This window comes from Acidimicrobiia bacterium (assembly GCA_041394025.1).
In the GTDB taxonomy this organism is placed as follows: domain Bacteria; phylum Actinomycetota; class Acidimicrobiia; order IMCC26256; family JAOSJL01; genus JAOSJL01.
Genome location: JAWKJA010000004.1, coordinates 56,867 through 70,922 on the forward strand (window position 1 = coordinate 56,867; position 14,056 = coordinate 70,922).

Annotated in this window: 18 protein-coding genes and 1 pseudogene; 9 read left to right on the plus strand and 10 right to left on the minus strand. The window is 69.6% G+C overall.

The annotated features are described in order from the left end of the window. Positions 1-93 precede the first annotated feature (93 nt). The 8 genes and pseudogenes from R3A49_11760 to R3A49_11795 form a co-directional block, all read right to left on the minus strand. Positions 94-900: an enoyl-CoA hydratase-related protein gene (locus R3A49_11760; GenBank protein MEZ5171406.1), complete on the minus strand. Its 807-nt coding sequence runs from the start codon at positions 898-900 to the stop codon at positions 94-96. Between the two features lie 16 nt (positions 901-916). Further along, complete coding sequence (rplI, locus tag R3A49_11765) at positions 917-1,363, minus strand: 50S ribosomal protein L9 (GenBank protein ID MEZ5171407.1); 447 nt, start codon at positions 1,361-1,363, stop codon at positions 917-919. 299 nt (positions 1,364-1,662) lie between these two features. Next, positions 1,663-1,908: pseudogene (rpsR, locus tag R3A49_11770) on the minus strand (30S ribosomal protein S18). A gap of 39 nt (positions 1,909-1,947) precedes the next feature. Beyond that, the gene (ssb, locus tag R3A49_11775) at positions 1,948-2,421 is read right to left on the minus strand and encodes a single-stranded DNA-binding protein (protein MEZ5171408.1); all 474 of its coding nucleotides are present in this window, start codon (positions 2,419-2,421) and stop codon (positions 1,948-1,950) included. Between the two features lie 41 nt (positions 2,422-2,462). Continuing rightward, the gene (gene rpsF, locus R3A49_11780) at positions 2,463-2,795 is read right to left on the minus strand and encodes a 30S ribosomal protein S6 (protein ID MEZ5171409.1); all 333 of its coding nucleotides are present in this window, start codon (positions 2,793-2,795) and stop codon (positions 2,463-2,465) included. A 222-nt stretch (positions 2,796-3,017) separates the two neighbouring features. Then, positions 3,018-3,350, minus strand: a complete 333-nt coding sequence (locus tag R3A49_11785; protein ID MEZ5171410.1) for a DUF192 domain-containing protein — start codon at positions 3,348-3,350, stop codon at positions 3,018-3,020. A gap of 152 nt (positions 3,351-3,502) precedes the next feature. Further along, a complete protein-coding gene (gene panB, locus R3A49_11790) occupies positions 3,503-4,369 on the minus strand; it encodes a 3-methyl-2-oxobutanoate hydroxymethyltransferase (protein ID MEZ5171411.1) in 867 nt (288 codons plus the stop codon). 103 nt (positions 4,370-4,472) lie between these two features. Beyond that, positions 4,473-4,835: a DUF5318 family protein gene (locus tag R3A49_11795; protein ID MEZ5171412.1), complete on the minus strand. Its 363-nt coding sequence runs from the start codon at positions 4,833-4,835 to the stop codon at positions 4,473-4,475. Positions 4,836-4,874: 39 nt separating this feature from the next. Between R3A49_11795 and R3A49_11800 the strand changes: the two genes are divergently transcribed. Then, the gene (locus tag R3A49_11800) at positions 4,875-6,470 is read left to right on the plus strand and encodes a DUF885 domain-containing protein (GenBank protein MEZ5171413.1); all 1,596 of its coding nucleotides are present in this window, start codon (positions 4,875-4,877) and stop codon (positions 6,468-6,470) included. 61 nt (positions 6,471-6,531) lie between these two features. Further along, positions 6,532-7,251 carry a class I SAM-dependent methyltransferase gene (locus tag R3A49_11805; GenBank protein MEZ5171414.1) on the plus strand — a complete coding sequence of 240 codons (720 nt, stop codon included), beginning with the start codon at positions 6,532-6,534 and terminating at the stop codon, positions 7,249-7,251. Positions 7,252-7,256: 5 nt separating this feature from the next. Here the strand turns inward: R3A49_11805 and R3A49_11810 are convergent, their stop codons facing one another. Then, positions 7,257-8,684, minus strand: a complete 1,428-nt coding sequence (locus R3A49_11810; GenBank protein ID MEZ5171415.1) for a CCA tRNA nucleotidyltransferase — start codon at positions 8,682-8,684, stop codon at positions 7,257-7,259. Between the two features lie 91 nt (positions 8,685-8,775). Between R3A49_11810 and R3A49_11815 the strand changes: the two genes are divergently transcribed. The 3 genes from R3A49_11815 (at position 8,776) to R3A49_11825 (ending at position 10,568) form a co-directional block, all read left to right on the plus strand. After that, positions 8,776-9,285 carry an NfeD family protein gene (locus R3A49_11815; protein MEZ5171416.1) on the plus strand — a complete coding sequence of 170 codons (510 nt, stop codon included), beginning with the start codon at positions 8,776-8,778 and terminating at the stop codon, positions 9,283-9,285. Between the two features lie 27 nt (positions 9,286-9,312). Beyond that, positions 9,313-10,347: an SPFH domain-containing protein gene (locus R3A49_11820; GenBank protein MEZ5171417.1), complete on the plus strand. Its 1,035-nt coding sequence runs from the start codon at positions 9,313-9,315 to the stop codon at positions 10,345-10,347. A gap of 80 nt (positions 10,348-10,427) precedes the next feature. After that, complete coding sequence (locus R3A49_11825) at positions 10,428-10,568, plus strand: hypothetical protein (GenBank protein ID MEZ5171418.1); 141 nt, start codon at positions 10,428-10,430, stop codon at positions 10,566-10,568. 12 nt (positions 10,569-10,580) lie between these two features. On the opposite strand, the gene R3A49_11830 is transcribed toward R3A49_11825, so the two are convergent. After that, the gene (locus R3A49_11830; GenBank protein ID MEZ5171419.1) at positions 10,581-11,198 is read right to left on the minus strand and encodes a WHG domain-containing protein; all 618 of its coding nucleotides are present in this window, start codon (positions 11,196-11,198) and stop codon (positions 10,581-10,583) included. 109 nt (positions 11,199-11,307) lie between these two features. On the opposite strand from R3A49_11830, the gene R3A49_11835 reads away from it, so the two are divergent. Genes R3A49_11835 through R3A49_11850 form a run of 4 tightly spaced genes read left to right on the plus strand, consistent with a single transcriptional unit; the run spans position 11,308 to position 14,040 of the window. Further along, positions 11,308-11,766, plus strand: a complete 459-nt coding sequence (locus R3A49_11835) for a RimK/LysX family protein (GenBank protein MEZ5171420.1) — start codon at positions 11,308-11,310, stop codon at positions 11,764-11,766. Further along, positions 11,763-12,668, plus strand: a complete 906-nt coding sequence (rimK, locus tag R3A49_11840) for a 30S ribosomal protein S6--L-glutamate ligase (GenBank protein ID MEZ5171421.1) — start codon at positions 11,763-11,765, stop codon at positions 12,666-12,668. Before R3A49_11835 ends, rimK begins: the two co-directional genes overlap by 4 nt. Further along, on the plus strand, positions 12,665-13,648 hold the full coding sequence (locus R3A49_11845; GenBank protein MEZ5171422.1) for a succinylglutamate desuccinylase/aspartoacylase family protein: 984 nt from the start codon (positions 12,665-12,667) through the stop codon (positions 13,646-13,648). Before rimK ends, R3A49_11845 begins: the two co-directional genes overlap by 4 nt. Beyond that, entirely contained in the window at positions 13,648-14,040 is a 393-nt protein-coding gene (locus R3A49_11850; GenBank protein ID MEZ5171423.1) for a hypothetical protein, read from the plus strand. Before R3A49_11845 ends, R3A49_11850 begins: the two co-directional genes overlap by 1 nt. The last annotated feature ends 16 nt before the right edge of the window (positions 14,041-14,056 follow it).

Genomic DNA, 14,056 nt, shown 5'->3' on the forward strand with positions numbered 1-14,056 from the left:
TGCGTGACGGGTGTGACAGCTACGGGGAGGGTCGCCCGTGCTCTCAGCCGACCACCCCGTTTCGTGCAGGTCAGCGGCTCGTCGGTGCGCGAGCTACTCCGGGTAGAACGGTCGGCGACCCTCTCGGAAAGCTGCACGGGCCTCGTCGAGGTTGGGTGTGCGACCGGCGAGGAGCTGGGTGCGGTTCTCGAGATCGACCGCAGCCGTGAGGCTTCCCACCTCCAGGTTCGCCCACAGCACCTCCTTGGTCATCATGATCCCGAACGGGCTGAGGTGCGTCATCTGCTCGGCGGTGTCGAGCGCAGCTTCGAACGCACCGCCGTCGGGCATCACCCGCGAGACGAGACCGATGCGCTCGGCCTCGGTGGCGTCCACCTTCCGGCCGGTGAGGAGCATCTCCGAAGAACGCGACGCTCCGATCAGTCGCGGAAGCATCCACGTGGCACCGAGCTCAGCGGACGTGAGGCCGTTGACGACACCGGCTCCGCAGAACACGGCCGACTCGTCGGCGTAGCGGATGTCGGCGCCGAGGGTCATGCACATCCCCCCGCCGTAGGCCGGTCCGTTGACGGCGGCGATCACGGGTTGGGGCAGTGACCGCAATGCGGGCACGATGCCCGACATGTAGGCCATGGCTCTCATCCCCAGACGCGCGAGGCCGAGGCCGTCGGCGTTGGGGATGTCACCGAAGTCCTCGAGCTCGAGGCCCGAACAGAAGCTGCGGCCGCTGCCGGTGAGAACGACGACCCACGTGTCGTTGTGCTCCCGGACCTCGTGAAGACGCTCGTAGAGCTCCCCGACCAGATCGAAGCTCATGGCGTTGAGGTTGGCGGGGCTGTTGAGGAGGACGACGGCCACATGTGGCCGCGGGTGTTCGAGGGTGACCAGGGCCGAACTCACCACGGAGCCCACGGGACTACTCCGCCACGACCTCGACGGTGATGACGGTCTCGACGTCGGGGTGAAGGCGCAGCTTCACCTCGCTCGTACCGAGATCCTTGATCGGCTCGTCGAGCTCCAGCTTCCGGCGGTCGACGTCGACACCACTGCGTTCCGAGAGCACCGCGGCAATCTCGGTACTGGTGACCGAGCCGAAGAGCTTGCCTTCTTCGCCGGCGCGGGCCGCGACGGTGACCGGAGCGGCCGAGAGCGTGGCGCTCAGCTCCTCCGCGGCGGCGCGTTCCTTGGCCTCGCGGATCTCCCGGTTGCGCTTCATGGCCTCGGCCTGACGGACCGTCCCCTTCGTGGCACGCATCGCGAAGCCCCGAGGAAGCAGATAGTTGCGGGCGTAGCCGTCGGCCACGTCGACGAGGTCGCCCTTGCGGCCCAGGTTCTCGACGTCGTCGCGCAGGAGGACCTTCACGACTCCTCCCCGTCGTCGTTCCCCGACGGTGCAGCCGGTGTCTCCGGGGCCTCGGGTGTGTCGTCGGCCGGTGTCTCCGGAGCCTCGGGTGCGACCTCGTCGGCGGCGCCGACCGTGACGCCCTCCACGTTCTCGACGGCGCCCGTGTCGACCGCATCCGGATCGGTGGTGGCCCCGTTTGCGTCGTCACCCGCTCCGGGTGGCGGCGGCGGTGACGACGGGGTGGGTGGTGCCGAGTCGTCACGCGCGTCGCGGTCGCGGCGGCCCTTGCCCCCCCGCTTGGTGACCTGGCGGACCTGGTAGGGCAGGAGCGCCATCTCGCGCGCCACCCGGATGGCACGGGCCACCTGTCGCTGCTGCTGGGCGTTGTTGCCCGTCACACGTCGGCCCCGGATCTTCGCCCGCTCCGACATGAAGCGCCGGAGCAGGTTGACGTCCTTGTAGTCGACGTAGGTGATGTTCTCCGTCGTGAGGATCGAGACCTTGACCTTGCGGGGCTTCAGATCCTTCTTCGGAGGCTGTCTCTTGTTCTTCTTGCGTCCCATCGTGTTCCTCGTGTCGCCGTGACCGGGTGGCCGGCCGCTCTAGAAGGGCTCCTCGCCGAAGTCGTCGGCGGGCTTGGGGGCACCGCCCCCACCGCCCCCGCCGCCTCCGCCGGTGCCGCCACCTCCGCCCCCGAAGTCGCCTCCGCCCTTGCGGTCGTTCTTGGTGACCTCGGCGGTGGCCCATCGCAGGCTCGGGCCGATCTCGTCGGCGCTGATCTCCACGATGCTGCGCTTCTCGCCCTCGTCGGTCTCCCACGAACGCTGCTCGAGGCGCCCCGTGACGATGACGCGCGCACCCTTGGGCAGTGACTCGGCGACGTTCTCGGCCATGTCACGCCAGCACACGACGTTGAAGAAGCTGGTCTGCTCCTCCCACTCCTGGGTCTGGCGGTTCTGCCAGCGCCGGTTGACGGCGATGCCGAAGTTGGCCTTCGCCGCGCCGCTCGGGGTGAAACGGAGCTCGGGATCGCGGGTGATGTTGCCCACGACGGTGATGGTGTTTCCTGCTGCCATGATCGGTCCTCTCCGACGCGCCGTGCGCGCCTGACTCAGGGCTACTCCTCGGCCGCCGTCTGCATCGCCGCGGGGGGCCCGTAGGCCTCCTTCGGGATGCGCAGCACCTTGTGCCGGACGACCTCGTCTGCGAGGGAAAGTGATCGGTGCAGTTCGTCCATCGCCTCGGGCTCAGCCATCGCCTGGAGGACGACGTAGTAACCCTCCTTGCGGTGGTCGATCTCGTAGGCGAAGCGCCGTTTGCCCCAGTAGTCGACGTAGCCGAGATCAGCGCCACCGGTCTCGAGCTTCTGTCGACGGGACTCGACGTCGGACCGGATCTGCTCCTCATCCAGGTCCGCGTCGAAGATGACCATGACTTCGTACGGCCTCACGCCGCACCTCCTCTGGACCGTCCCCGCCCGTGGGTGGGGATGCGGGCTCCCGGTCGTCGCGGTGTCTGTGGCCCGAGGGCCTCGGCGCCGGCGCCGGGAGCAGAAACGTCTGTCGGGCACCCCTTCGGGTACCGAGGCCGTGAGGCTAGCAGCACTCCCGTACCGATCCAACACCCACTTTGATGCGTCCCTCAGGTCCGGATAGCGCGCTCCACGGACGCATCAAACGCCGAGGGGGCCGGAGGGGAGGTGGCCGGCCGGGGTCTCCACGGCGACGAGGAACTCGGCGTCCGACGGGTAGCCGGGACAGGTGGCGTCGGTGCCGGGGCAGGGCACCATCTCGAGGCGGTTCACGACGTCGCCGGTGCCGTCGTAGAAACCGATGTCGAGAGGGATGGTCGTGTCGGCCATCGTGAAGGTCGCCTCCGTCGGCTCGGCGTACACGAAGGCCATCCCGTCGTAGTCGCCCAGATCATCGACGCCACGCAGACCCTGCGACCGCTGCTCGGGTGTGGTCGCCACGAGCAGCCTCAGCGACTCACCGCCGATCGTCACGCCCGCCTCGCCGAACTCCTCGAAGGGGGCGGCGGCCTCCCCGGAGACAGCGACCGCCCCCGCGTCGTCGGTGCCGTTCGCACACGCCGACGCCCCGAGCAGGACAGCGAGAGCAACGAGCAGTGCGACGAGACCAGCGGGGCGGCGGGCTCTCAGGCGTCGACCCCGAGATCGGACGTCGTGGGGTCGTACAGACCGAGGGCCTCGGCCATGTCGTCGGCGAGGTGGTAGGTCTCGTCGGCCGACGGGAACCGTCCCGCCCGCACGTCGTCGGCGAACGCCGCCACCGCCTCGGTGCCCGCCGCGCCGAGCTCGGCGTAGCGACGCACGAACTTCGGCGTCATCCGGTCTTCGAGGCCGAGCAGGTCGTGCATGACGAGGACCTGACCGTCGACGTGGCGCCCCGCGCCGATCCCGATCGTGGGAACGTCGACCGCATCGGTGACGACCCGCGCCACGCCGTCGGGGACGCACTCGAGCACGACGGCGAAACATCCGGCCTCGGCGAGGGCGACAGCGTCGTCGACGATCCGCCGGGCGTCGTCGAGCTGCTTGCCCTGCACCGTGAAGCCGCCCAGGGCGTGCACCGACTGGGGTGTGAGGCCGAGGTGGCCCATCACGGGGATCTCGAGGTCGAGGATCGCCTCCACCGACTCGAGCCTCTTGGCACCCCCCTCGAGCTTCACGGCTTCGGCACCCGCACGCACCAGAGTCGCTGCGTTGCGCACCGTCTCCTCACGTGACACGTGGTAGCTGAGCCAGGGCAGGTCGCCGACGACCATCGGGGAAGGGTTGGCGCGCGCGACCGCCGCCGTGTGGTGTGCCATGTCGTCGATCGTGACCTGGAGGGTGTCGTCGTAGCCGAGCACGACCATCGCCACCGAGTCGCCGACGAGGATCATGTCGACACCCGCGGCGTCGGCGATCCGTGCCGTGGGCGCGTCGTACGCCGTCACCATCACCAGGGGGGTGTCGTCGCCCTTGCGCGCGCTGATGGCCGGTGCTCCCGCTGAAGCCATGGCACTACCTCCACCGTCCGGGGCACATACGGCTCCCGGCAGCACTCCTCAGGCTAGTTCCCACAGGACGCCGGCACCCACTTCGACCGGGGATCCAGTGATCTCAACCGGCGTGGCGGCGTCCCATGAGGTGGCGCTGCACGAGGTGGTTCCACGAACAGTCGATGCAGACTTCAACGACGTAGCGGGCGAACTCGTCGACGGACGAGCCGAGGCGCTCGAGCTCGCGGGCGTGACTGATGCAAGTGCCGTTGGCGCGCTTCAGCCCGTCGCCGTACACGTAGGAGACGTGCCGGAGCCCCCGGCCACCGCACACGGGGCAGACGGCGTCGGTGTGGGCCCCGATGTGGCGGGCGGCACGCAGGAGCTCGGGGTGGGCGTCGCACACCTCGTCGCGACTCAGCTCCCCCTGGCGGAAGTCGCGAAGCACCATCCGCTTGGCGAGTGCGTAGTCGGTCGACGGCACGTGGGCAGTGTACCGGTGGCGGGGCGATACCGTGCGGGGGTGCGCAGTGTCGACGAGCTGACCGGGGAGTACCTGGACCGTCTCTGCGACGCGTTCCCCGTGACGGCAACCGCTCTGGGCCGACACGAGAGGGACGGTGAGCTCGGTGGCTACGACCCCACCGTGTTCGACGAGTTCGCGGGTGATCTCGCCGGGCTCCTCGCCGAGCTCGCCGCGTACGTCGACCCGACGATGGGCGGTGACGCCGACCCTGGCCACGACGCCGAGGCCCACGCGCTTCACGGCGTGGTGAAGACCCGGCTGCTCGAGATCGAGGAGGAGCAGCAGTGGCGCCGCAACCCGGCGGAGGCCGTCGACACCGCTCTCATGGGATGTTTCTCCCTCATGCTGCGCGACTACGCGCCGGCAGCGGAGCGACACGAATCGCTGCGCTCACGCCTGGCCGCCATGCCGGGGTTCCTCCACGACGCCCGTGCCACGTGGTCGGACGTTCCCGCGCTCTGGGCCGACACCGCGGCGGAGTCGGCGCGCGCCGGCGCGTCGTTTCTCCGAGAGGAACTGCGCGCGGCACTCGGCGACTCGCCGTCGGCCGGCGCCGTCCTGGCAGCCGCCGAGCCCGCAGCGAAGGCACTCGACGACACGGCGACAGCCGTTGACGCGATGCCGACGATCGACGGTGGATGGTCGATCGGTGAGGAACTCGTCGCCCGGCACCTGCGCGTCGAACACCACCTCGACGACAGCCCATCGGAGATGGAGGCCCGCGGCCTCGCGCTCGTCGACGAGACCGTTGCCGCGCTGAAAGACCTCGACCCCGACTGGCGCGCCACGCTGGCGGCGACGAAGAACGACCACCCGGCGGCCGGGGAACTGGTGAACGGCTACCGCACCGAGATGGAGCGAGCTCACGAGTACGTGCGCGAGACCGGGCTCGCTCCGCTGACCGACGCTCCGCTCGAGGTGCGACCGACCCCGTCGTTCTGGGTACCCGTGCTTCCCTACGCGGCCTACGACCCGCCCGGGCCGTTCGAGTCGGACCAGAGCGGGATCTTCTGGGTCACGGTGCCCGACGGCGACGCTGCCCCCGAGCGCCTCCGGGGCCACCCCCGCCCCGGCATGACGGTGACGGCCGTCCACGAGGGCTACCCCGGGCACCACCTCCAACTCACGCACGCCAACGCGCACGCCTCACTCACACGGACGATCGCCGACTCCACGCTCACCATCGAGGGCTGGGCCTTCTACTGCGAGCAGATGCTCGCCGAGGTCGGCTACTACGGCGACGACCTGCCCCTGCGTCTCTACCAGCTCAGGGACCAGCTCTGGCGCGCCGCACGTGTCGTGCTCGACATGCGCCTGCACACCGGCGACATCTCCTACGACGACGCGATCGACTACCTCGTCGACGTGGCCGATCTCGAGCGTCCCAACGCCGAGGCGGAGGTCCGCCGCTACACGAGCACCCCCACCTACCAGATCTGCTACGCCATCGGGAAGGCCGAGATCCTGAAGATCCGCGACGAGAGGCAGCGTCGCGACCCGGCAGGATTCGACCTCGGGGCCTTCCACCGCGAGCTCCTCGACTACGGCTCCATCGCCGTGCCGCTGTCCGCCACAGCGATGCTGGGCGCCTGAACCGAGACGCCGCAGCGCCGGATGGACGGCAGCTGCGCCGCGTTTCCGGCACAATGTGCGCATGGCCGACAACACACAGAGCTGGGACCGCATCGCCGCCGCCTACCGCGCCGACCGGAAGTGGCCCTCCGACGTCGTGCACTACGGCCGCTCGGTGCCCGACGAGTCGGAACTCCGCCTGATCGGTGACGTGGCGGGGAAGCGTGTGCTCGACCTGGGCTGTGGAGGCGGTGAGTCGGCGGTCGCGCTCGCCCGCGCCGGGGCGCACGTGACGGGCGTCGACGGCTCCTCCACGCTGCTCAACCACGCCCACGCCCTGGCGACCGAGAACGAGGTCCGGGTCGAGTGGCACCACGGCGACGCCGCCGATCTGGCGTTCCTCCGTGCGGATTCCATCGACACGGCGCTCAGCGTCGGTCTCCTCCCCGAGATCGAGGACATCGACCGTGTTCTCCGTCAGGTCCACCGCGTCCTGCGCCCGAACGGTGCGTTCGTGTGCGCCTACCTCCACCCGTTCGCCGTGGCACTCGGGCTCGAGGACGGCAACACGCCGGTCGGTGGCTCGCCGGTTCTGCGCCGACCCTACGGTAGCGACCTGCCGATCGTGGTGGAGCGCTTCGGCGCCAGCTTCGTCCTCCATCCCCGAACGACCGCCGACATGTTCGCCGCGTTCACACGTGCCGGATTCCGCGTCGAGGTCCTGCTCGAGGAACCGAGCGGAACCAGCACCGCGACGGCACCCACCACGATCATCTGGCGGGCCCGCAAGGAAGGCATGTAGCCCACTCAGTCGTCGCCCACGGGCTCGCCGGGTGACGACGCCGGGATCCCGTGCTCGGTCGCCCACGTGTCGAGCAACTCGTACGCGCGGTCGTCGTCGATCGGGCCCTCGTCGAGGCGGATCTCGAGTAGGTGCTTCAGCGCGCGGCCGACGTCGGGGCCCGGCTCGAGGCCGAGGTGCCGCATCACCTGCTGACCGTCGAGCGGTGGCCTGATGGCGTCGATCTCCTCCTGGGCCCGGAGCTCGTCGATGCGCTCCTCGAGCTCGTCCATCCGGGCCGCGAGCGTGCGCGCCTTGCGCTTGTTGCGCGTCGTGCAGTCGCAGCGCACGAGGTGGTTGAGGTCGTCGAGCAGGGGACCTGCGTCGCGCACGTAGCGACGCACCGCTCGGTCGCTCCACCCCATCCGGTAGGTGTGGAACCGAAGGTGGAGGTAGATGAGGTCGACGACCTCCTGCGTGAGTTCCTTGGGGTACTTGAGCGCCCTCATGCGCGCTTCGGCCATGCGCGCGCCGACCACCTCGTGGTGATGGAAGGTGACACCCTGCGGCCCGAAGTCGCGGGTCGTGGGTTTGCCGATGTCGTGGAGGAGCGCTGCGAGCCGCACGCGTAGCTCTGGGTCAGTGTTGGCGACCACGGCAATGGTGTGGGCCAGCACGTCCTTGTGTCGGTGGATGGGGTCCTGCTCGAGACGCATCTCGTCGAGCTCGGGGAGGAACTCGTCGGCCAGGCCTGTCTCCACCAGGAACCAGAGCCCGGGGGACGGGTCGTCGACCACGAGGAGCTTTGAAAGCTCGTCACGGATCCGTTCCGCGCTCACGATCTCGAGGCGTTCGTGCATCCGCTCGACGGCGTCGACGAGCGCGTCGTCGGGAATGAGGCCGTAGCCGGCGATGAAGCGCGCCGCTCTCATCATGCGCAACGGGTCGTCGCCGAAGGAGATGTCGGGCTCCATCGGCGTGCGGAGACGCCTGGTCGCGAGGTCGACCGCGCCCTCGAAGGGGTCGACGAGCAGGGGGTCGGGGAGCCGCACCGCCATGGCGTTCACGGTGAAGTCGCGTCGGCTGAGATCGGTTTCGATGTCGTCCGCGTAGGCCACCTCGGGCTTGCGGCTGTCGGGCCTGTAGACCTCGGCACGGAAGGTCGTGACCTCGAGGCGGTGACCGTCCTTCTCGCACCCGACCGTTCCGAAGCGCTGACCCTGGAGCCACATGGCGTCGGCCCAGTCGCCGAGCAGCTCGGCGACGGCGTCGGGTCGGGCGTCGGTGGCGAGGTCGACGTCGCCGCTGTCGCGATCGAGCAGGGCATCGCGCACCGAGCCGCCGACCACGTAGCACTGGTGGCCCGCGTCGGTGAGCCGGCGCGCGGCCTGCTGTGCCGGAGCGGTCTCCTCGAGCAGTGGCGCAAGGCGCGGCGGGACCTCGGGTGCGGTCATGGTCGCATCATTGTCGCGGTCGCACCCCGGCACCGGTGGATTCTCAGAAAACCGGGACAAAGCCGGTGGTACTGTCCCGTCAGGAGGTGGCATGGACTTCGACTCCCCCGACACGTGGCGCTGGATCTGGCTGGGTGTCGCCTTCTTCTTCACCGCCGGCGAGATCCTCGCGGCGGGAACCTTCTTCTTCCTTCCGTTCGGTATCGGCGGCGTCGCCGCGTGTGTCAGCGCCTTCGCCGGCAACAGCGTTCTCACGACCTGGATCGTGTTCACGGTCACGTCGGTCGTGTTTCTCGCCGCGCTCGTCCCGCTGGGCCGACGCCTCGACCGCTCCACCCCCGGCGACGGCGACCCCATCGGCGCCGGCCGGTGGGTCGGACGCCTGGCAGTGGTCCTCGAGGACATCCCGGCCGGGCCGAGCACCTCCGGCATGGCCCGCGTCGACCGCGAGGAGTGGCGCGCGGCATCGGCCGACGACCGGCCCATTCCCGCCGGTGCGACCGTCCGCGTCGTGAAAGTCGACGGCACACGGGTGATCGTCGAGCGAGCCGACGACACCCCTGCCGAGGAGAACCCCACCGGGTCGGCGCCACCGGCGTAGCGACCACCTGACCCCCGAAAGGACACCATGGCCGCCGTCATCGTTCTGCTCGTCCTCGCCGCACTGCTGTTCATCGTGGCGGCGTCGGGCGTCCGGATCATCCGGCCCTACCAGCGCGGCCTCAAGGAACGCCTCGGTCGCTACCACTCCACGATGGAGCCGGGGCTGCGGCTGATCATTCCCTTCATCGACAAGCTCGTGAAGGTCGACATGCGCGAGCAGGTCGTCGACGTCCCTCCCCAGGAGGTGATCACCGAGGACAACGTCGTGGTCACCGTCGACGCCGTCATCTACTACGAGGCCACCGACCCGCGGCGTCTCGTCTACAACGTCGCCAACTTCCGCCTCGCCGTCACGAAGCTCGCCCAGACGAACCTGCGCAACGTGGTCGGCGACATGCAGCTCGACGAGGCGCTCACGAGCCGCGACACGATCAACACGCGTCTGCGCGAGATCCTCGACGACGCCACCGACAAGTGGGGCGTGCGCGTGGTCCGCGTCGAGATCCAGCGGATCGAGCCGCCACCCGACGTCGTGGCGGCGATGCACGACCAGATGAAGGCCGAGCGGCAGCGCCGCGCCGTCGTCACCGAGGCCCAGGGGACCCGCGAAGCCGCCATCACGCGGGCCGAGGGTGAGAAGCAGTCGGAGATCCTCGAGGCGGAAGGACGCAAGCAGCGCCAGATCCTCGAGGCCCAGGGTGAGGCGGAGGCCATCGAGCGCGTCGCCGACGCCGAGCGCTACCGGCGCCAGACCGTGGCCCAGGGTGAGGCCGACGCCGTGCGCAACGTCTACGGCGCCATCCACGAAGGTGACCCGACCCCCGACCTCGTGGCGATCAAGTACCTCGAGGCCCTCCAGGCCGTAGCCGACGGACGCGCCACGAAGATCTTCCTCCCCGCCGAGATGCAGGGACTCTTCGGAACGGTTGGTGGCCTGGCGGAGTTGCTCACCGGCAACGACGGCGACGGGGACGACGACGAGCCCCGCGCCCCCGCAGGCCCGAGAGCGGCGGTGCCGCCCCCGCCCCCCGGCATGCCCGGTGGCCCACCCGGGGAGTAGCCGTTATCGACTCCGAGGGCGACCCACCGAGCGAACCGCCGACCGCTGACCGGAACACACCGGTGTCGGAGCGGGCCCGCATGCTCATCGCACTCGAGCACGAAGCCGAGCCGTTCCCCCTCGACGTCTTTCCCTCGCTCGACGAGCGCTACGCCGAAGCCGGACCGACGATGTATCCCCGCGTCGCTCGGCTCCGGGCACTGCTCCGCGGCGCCCGGTGACCGGAGCGATCGTCAGCCGGTCTCGGAGGCGATGGCGTGGATTCCTCCGAGCAGGAGGTCGACGAGACTCTCGAAGCTCTCGTCGACTCCCTGGGGAAGGGTGAAGCCGTCGCCCACCTCGAGCGCCACGAAGCCGTGCAACGCGCTGCGTAGTGAGCGCGCGGCGTGGACAGCGACATCGCCGTCGAGCCCGTAGTCGCGCAGCACGTCGGCGATGAGCTCGATGATCGCCCCTGCGGCGCTCTCCGTGCCCGCGTCTGGGTTCCGGAGCGCGCGCAGCAGCGTCTCGTACAGACCAGGGTGCTGCTGGGCGTAGAGACGGTAGGCCAGAGCGAGCTTGACCACAGCAGTGTCGCCCGAATACCCCTGGGTGGCCGCCCTCAATGCCTGGGCGAGCTCACGGAAGGCCCGGTAGGTGAGAGCCGCCCGGAGGGCGTCCATCGACGACACCCTGTTGTAGAGGGCGGCCGGCTCGACGCCCATCTCCTCGGCCAGGCCGACGAAGGTGAGCTCGTCGAGGCCCTGCTCGTCGACGAGCTTCGCTGCGGCATCCATCGCAGACCCGCCGGGACGCGCCGTCGACTCCGATGTCGCACCCCGGTTGGCCGACTCCGAACTCACAGCTGTCACGCTCCGGTGGCGAGCCTCGGTTGCTCGGCGCTCGCGTAGTCTTCATGCATTCTATGGACCACCCACTCGATCTCCGGTCACCCGCACCCTGTCACGGTTCGCGGTCGCTGTGACGACGACCAAGTCGAGCATCGGCTGGCGGGAGTGGGTCCACTTCGTCGACTTCGGTGACGTCGCCGTCAAGGCCAAGATCGACACCGGCGCACGAACCTCGGCGCTGCACGCCTTCGGCATGGAGGAGGTCGAGGTCGACGGTATCCGGCGGGTTCGCTTCGAGATCCACCCGGTGCAGAAGCGGGCCACACCGAGCGTTCCCGTCGAGGCAGCGATCGTCGACCGGCGTTCCGTGCGCAACTCCGGCGGCATTGTGGAGCACCGGCCCGTGATCGAGACCGTCGTTCGGCTCGGCGAAGTGACCTTCCCCATCGAACTCACCCTCACGCGTCGCGATGAGATGGGGTTCCGGATGTTGCTCGGCCGCAGCGCGGTCCGCAGGCGCTTCCTCATCGATCCCGGTCGGTCCTTCCTCACGAACAGCACGACACCGACCACCCGGAGCCGATCGTGAAGATCCTCGTTCTGTCCCGCAACCAGAAGCTCTACTCCACGAAGCGTCTCGTGGAGGCCGGTGAGCAACGGGGCCACGAGATCCGCGTCGTCGACTACCTGCGCCTCTACATGAACATCACCTCACTGAAGCCCGCCGTCATCTTCCGGGGGGAGCACCTGGAGGTCTACGACGCCGTCGTCCCGCGCATCGGCGCGTCGCACACCTTCTACGGAGCGGCCGTCGTCCGCCAGTTCGAGATGACGGGGACCCGACCGGTGAACGAATCGCAGGCCATCACCCGCAGCCGCGACAAGCTGCGCTCGCTACAGCTCCTCGCCCGTGCCGGGATCGGGCTCCCCGTGACAGGCTTCGCCAACTTCACCGGCGACATCGACGGCCTGATCGACGCCGTGGGGGGAACGCCCGTCGTCATCAAGCTCCTCGAGGGCACCCAGGGGATGGGCGTCGTGCTCGCCGAGACCCGCAAGTCGGCCAAGGCCGTGATCGAGGCGTTCCGGCAGCTCGACGCCAACATCCTCGTCCAGGAGTACATCGCGGAAGCGGGTGGGAACGACATCCGTGCCTTCGTTGTCGGTCGCAAGGTCGTCGCCGCCATGCAGCGCACGGCCGCCGAAGGCGAGTTCCGGTCCAACGTGCACCGGGGAGGCACGGTCGAGAAGGTGAAGCTCACGCCCGAGGAGCGCAGCACCGCCGTCCGCTCCGCCCGCACGATGGGGCTCAACGTGGCGGGTGTGGACCTCATGCGGTCGAACCACGGGCCGGTCGTCCTCGAGGTGAACTCGTCACCCGGCCTCGAGGGCGTCGAGAAGGCGACCGGTGTCGACGTGGCGGAGAAGATCATCGAGTTCGCCGAGCGCCAGGCGAGGCCACGGACCGCCGCGAGGAAGCCGCCGGAATGACCCCTCCCGATGCGGCGACCGACACGGCGCTGACCTTCGGGGGGACACACGCTCCCCGAGGTCGTCGCACCGACGTCGAGCTCCCGGTGGCCCGGCTCCCGACCGGCACGTGGATGTCGCTCCCCATCGCCGTCGTCGCCGGTTCCGCCCCGGGGCCGACCGTCTGGATCAGCGCGGCGATCCACGGCGACGAGATCAACGGGGTCGAGATCTGCCGTCGCGTCCTCGACACGGTCGACCCCGGATCGCTCACCGGAACCCTCATCGCGGTCCCGGTGGTCAACGTGTTCGGATTTGTGGAAGGAAACCGCTACCTCCCCGACCGGCGCGACCTCAACCGCTCGTTCCCCGGGTCGCGCCGTGGATCGCTGGCGTCGCAGCTCGCGCACCTTCTCCTCACCGAGGTCGTCGACCGCTGCGAGCTCGGCATCGACCTCCACACCGGTTCGAACCACCGCTCCAACCTGCCCCAGATCAGGGCGAACCTCGACGACGCCCGGACCCGCGAGCTGGCCGCCTACTTCGGTGCACCGTTCGTCCTCCACGCGCAGACTCGCGACGGATCACTCCGGGCGGCCGCGACCAAGCGCGGCGTGCGCGTTCTCCTCTACGAGGCGGGGGAGGCGGAACGCTTCGACGACGACGCCATCACCGTGGGTACGCGGGGTGTGCTCTCGGTGCTCGACATGCTCGGGATGACGACGGGTCTCGGCGAGCACGGCCGTGACGTGCTCGAGGCGCGCCGGAGCCGCTGGCTCCGCTCACCTCGCGGGGGAATCCTCCGGTTGGGTGTCCACCTCGGCGACACCGTCGAGCACCGCCAGACGATCGGCGTCGTCACCGACGCCCTCGGCGTCGAGGAGTCGGTGATGCGCTCACCGGTGCCCGGACTCGTCATCGGCGCCACCAACCATCCCCTGGTGGGGCGCGGCGACGCCGTCGTTCACATCGCCGAGGAACCCGCGCCTCTGGAGATCTGATGCACCGGGGACGGCTCCGTCGCCTGGTCGTCGCCGCGGCGGTGACGACGCTCATGGCCACGGGGTGCGCGTGGAACTTCGAGACGCTCGACGGTGCGGGGAGCGTGAGGCCCGGCCACACCGTCAACGACGTCGGGGAGTCCACGGCCGCGAACCTCTACGGCACGAAGCCCAACGTGTACTACCGGGACGCCGACGACGGAACGCTCCGTCGCGCGGCCTACAACGGAACAGCGTGGGTCTTCGAGACCCTCGACGGCCTCGGCGGCCTCCCGGGAAGCACGACGAACCGCGTCGGCTCCCACAACGCCGCGCTGGTGGTCGGTGCGACACCGCACGTGTTCCACTACGACGAGGATGCCCACTCGCTGCGCCACGCCTGGTTCGGCTGATCCGCGTTCCGGCAGA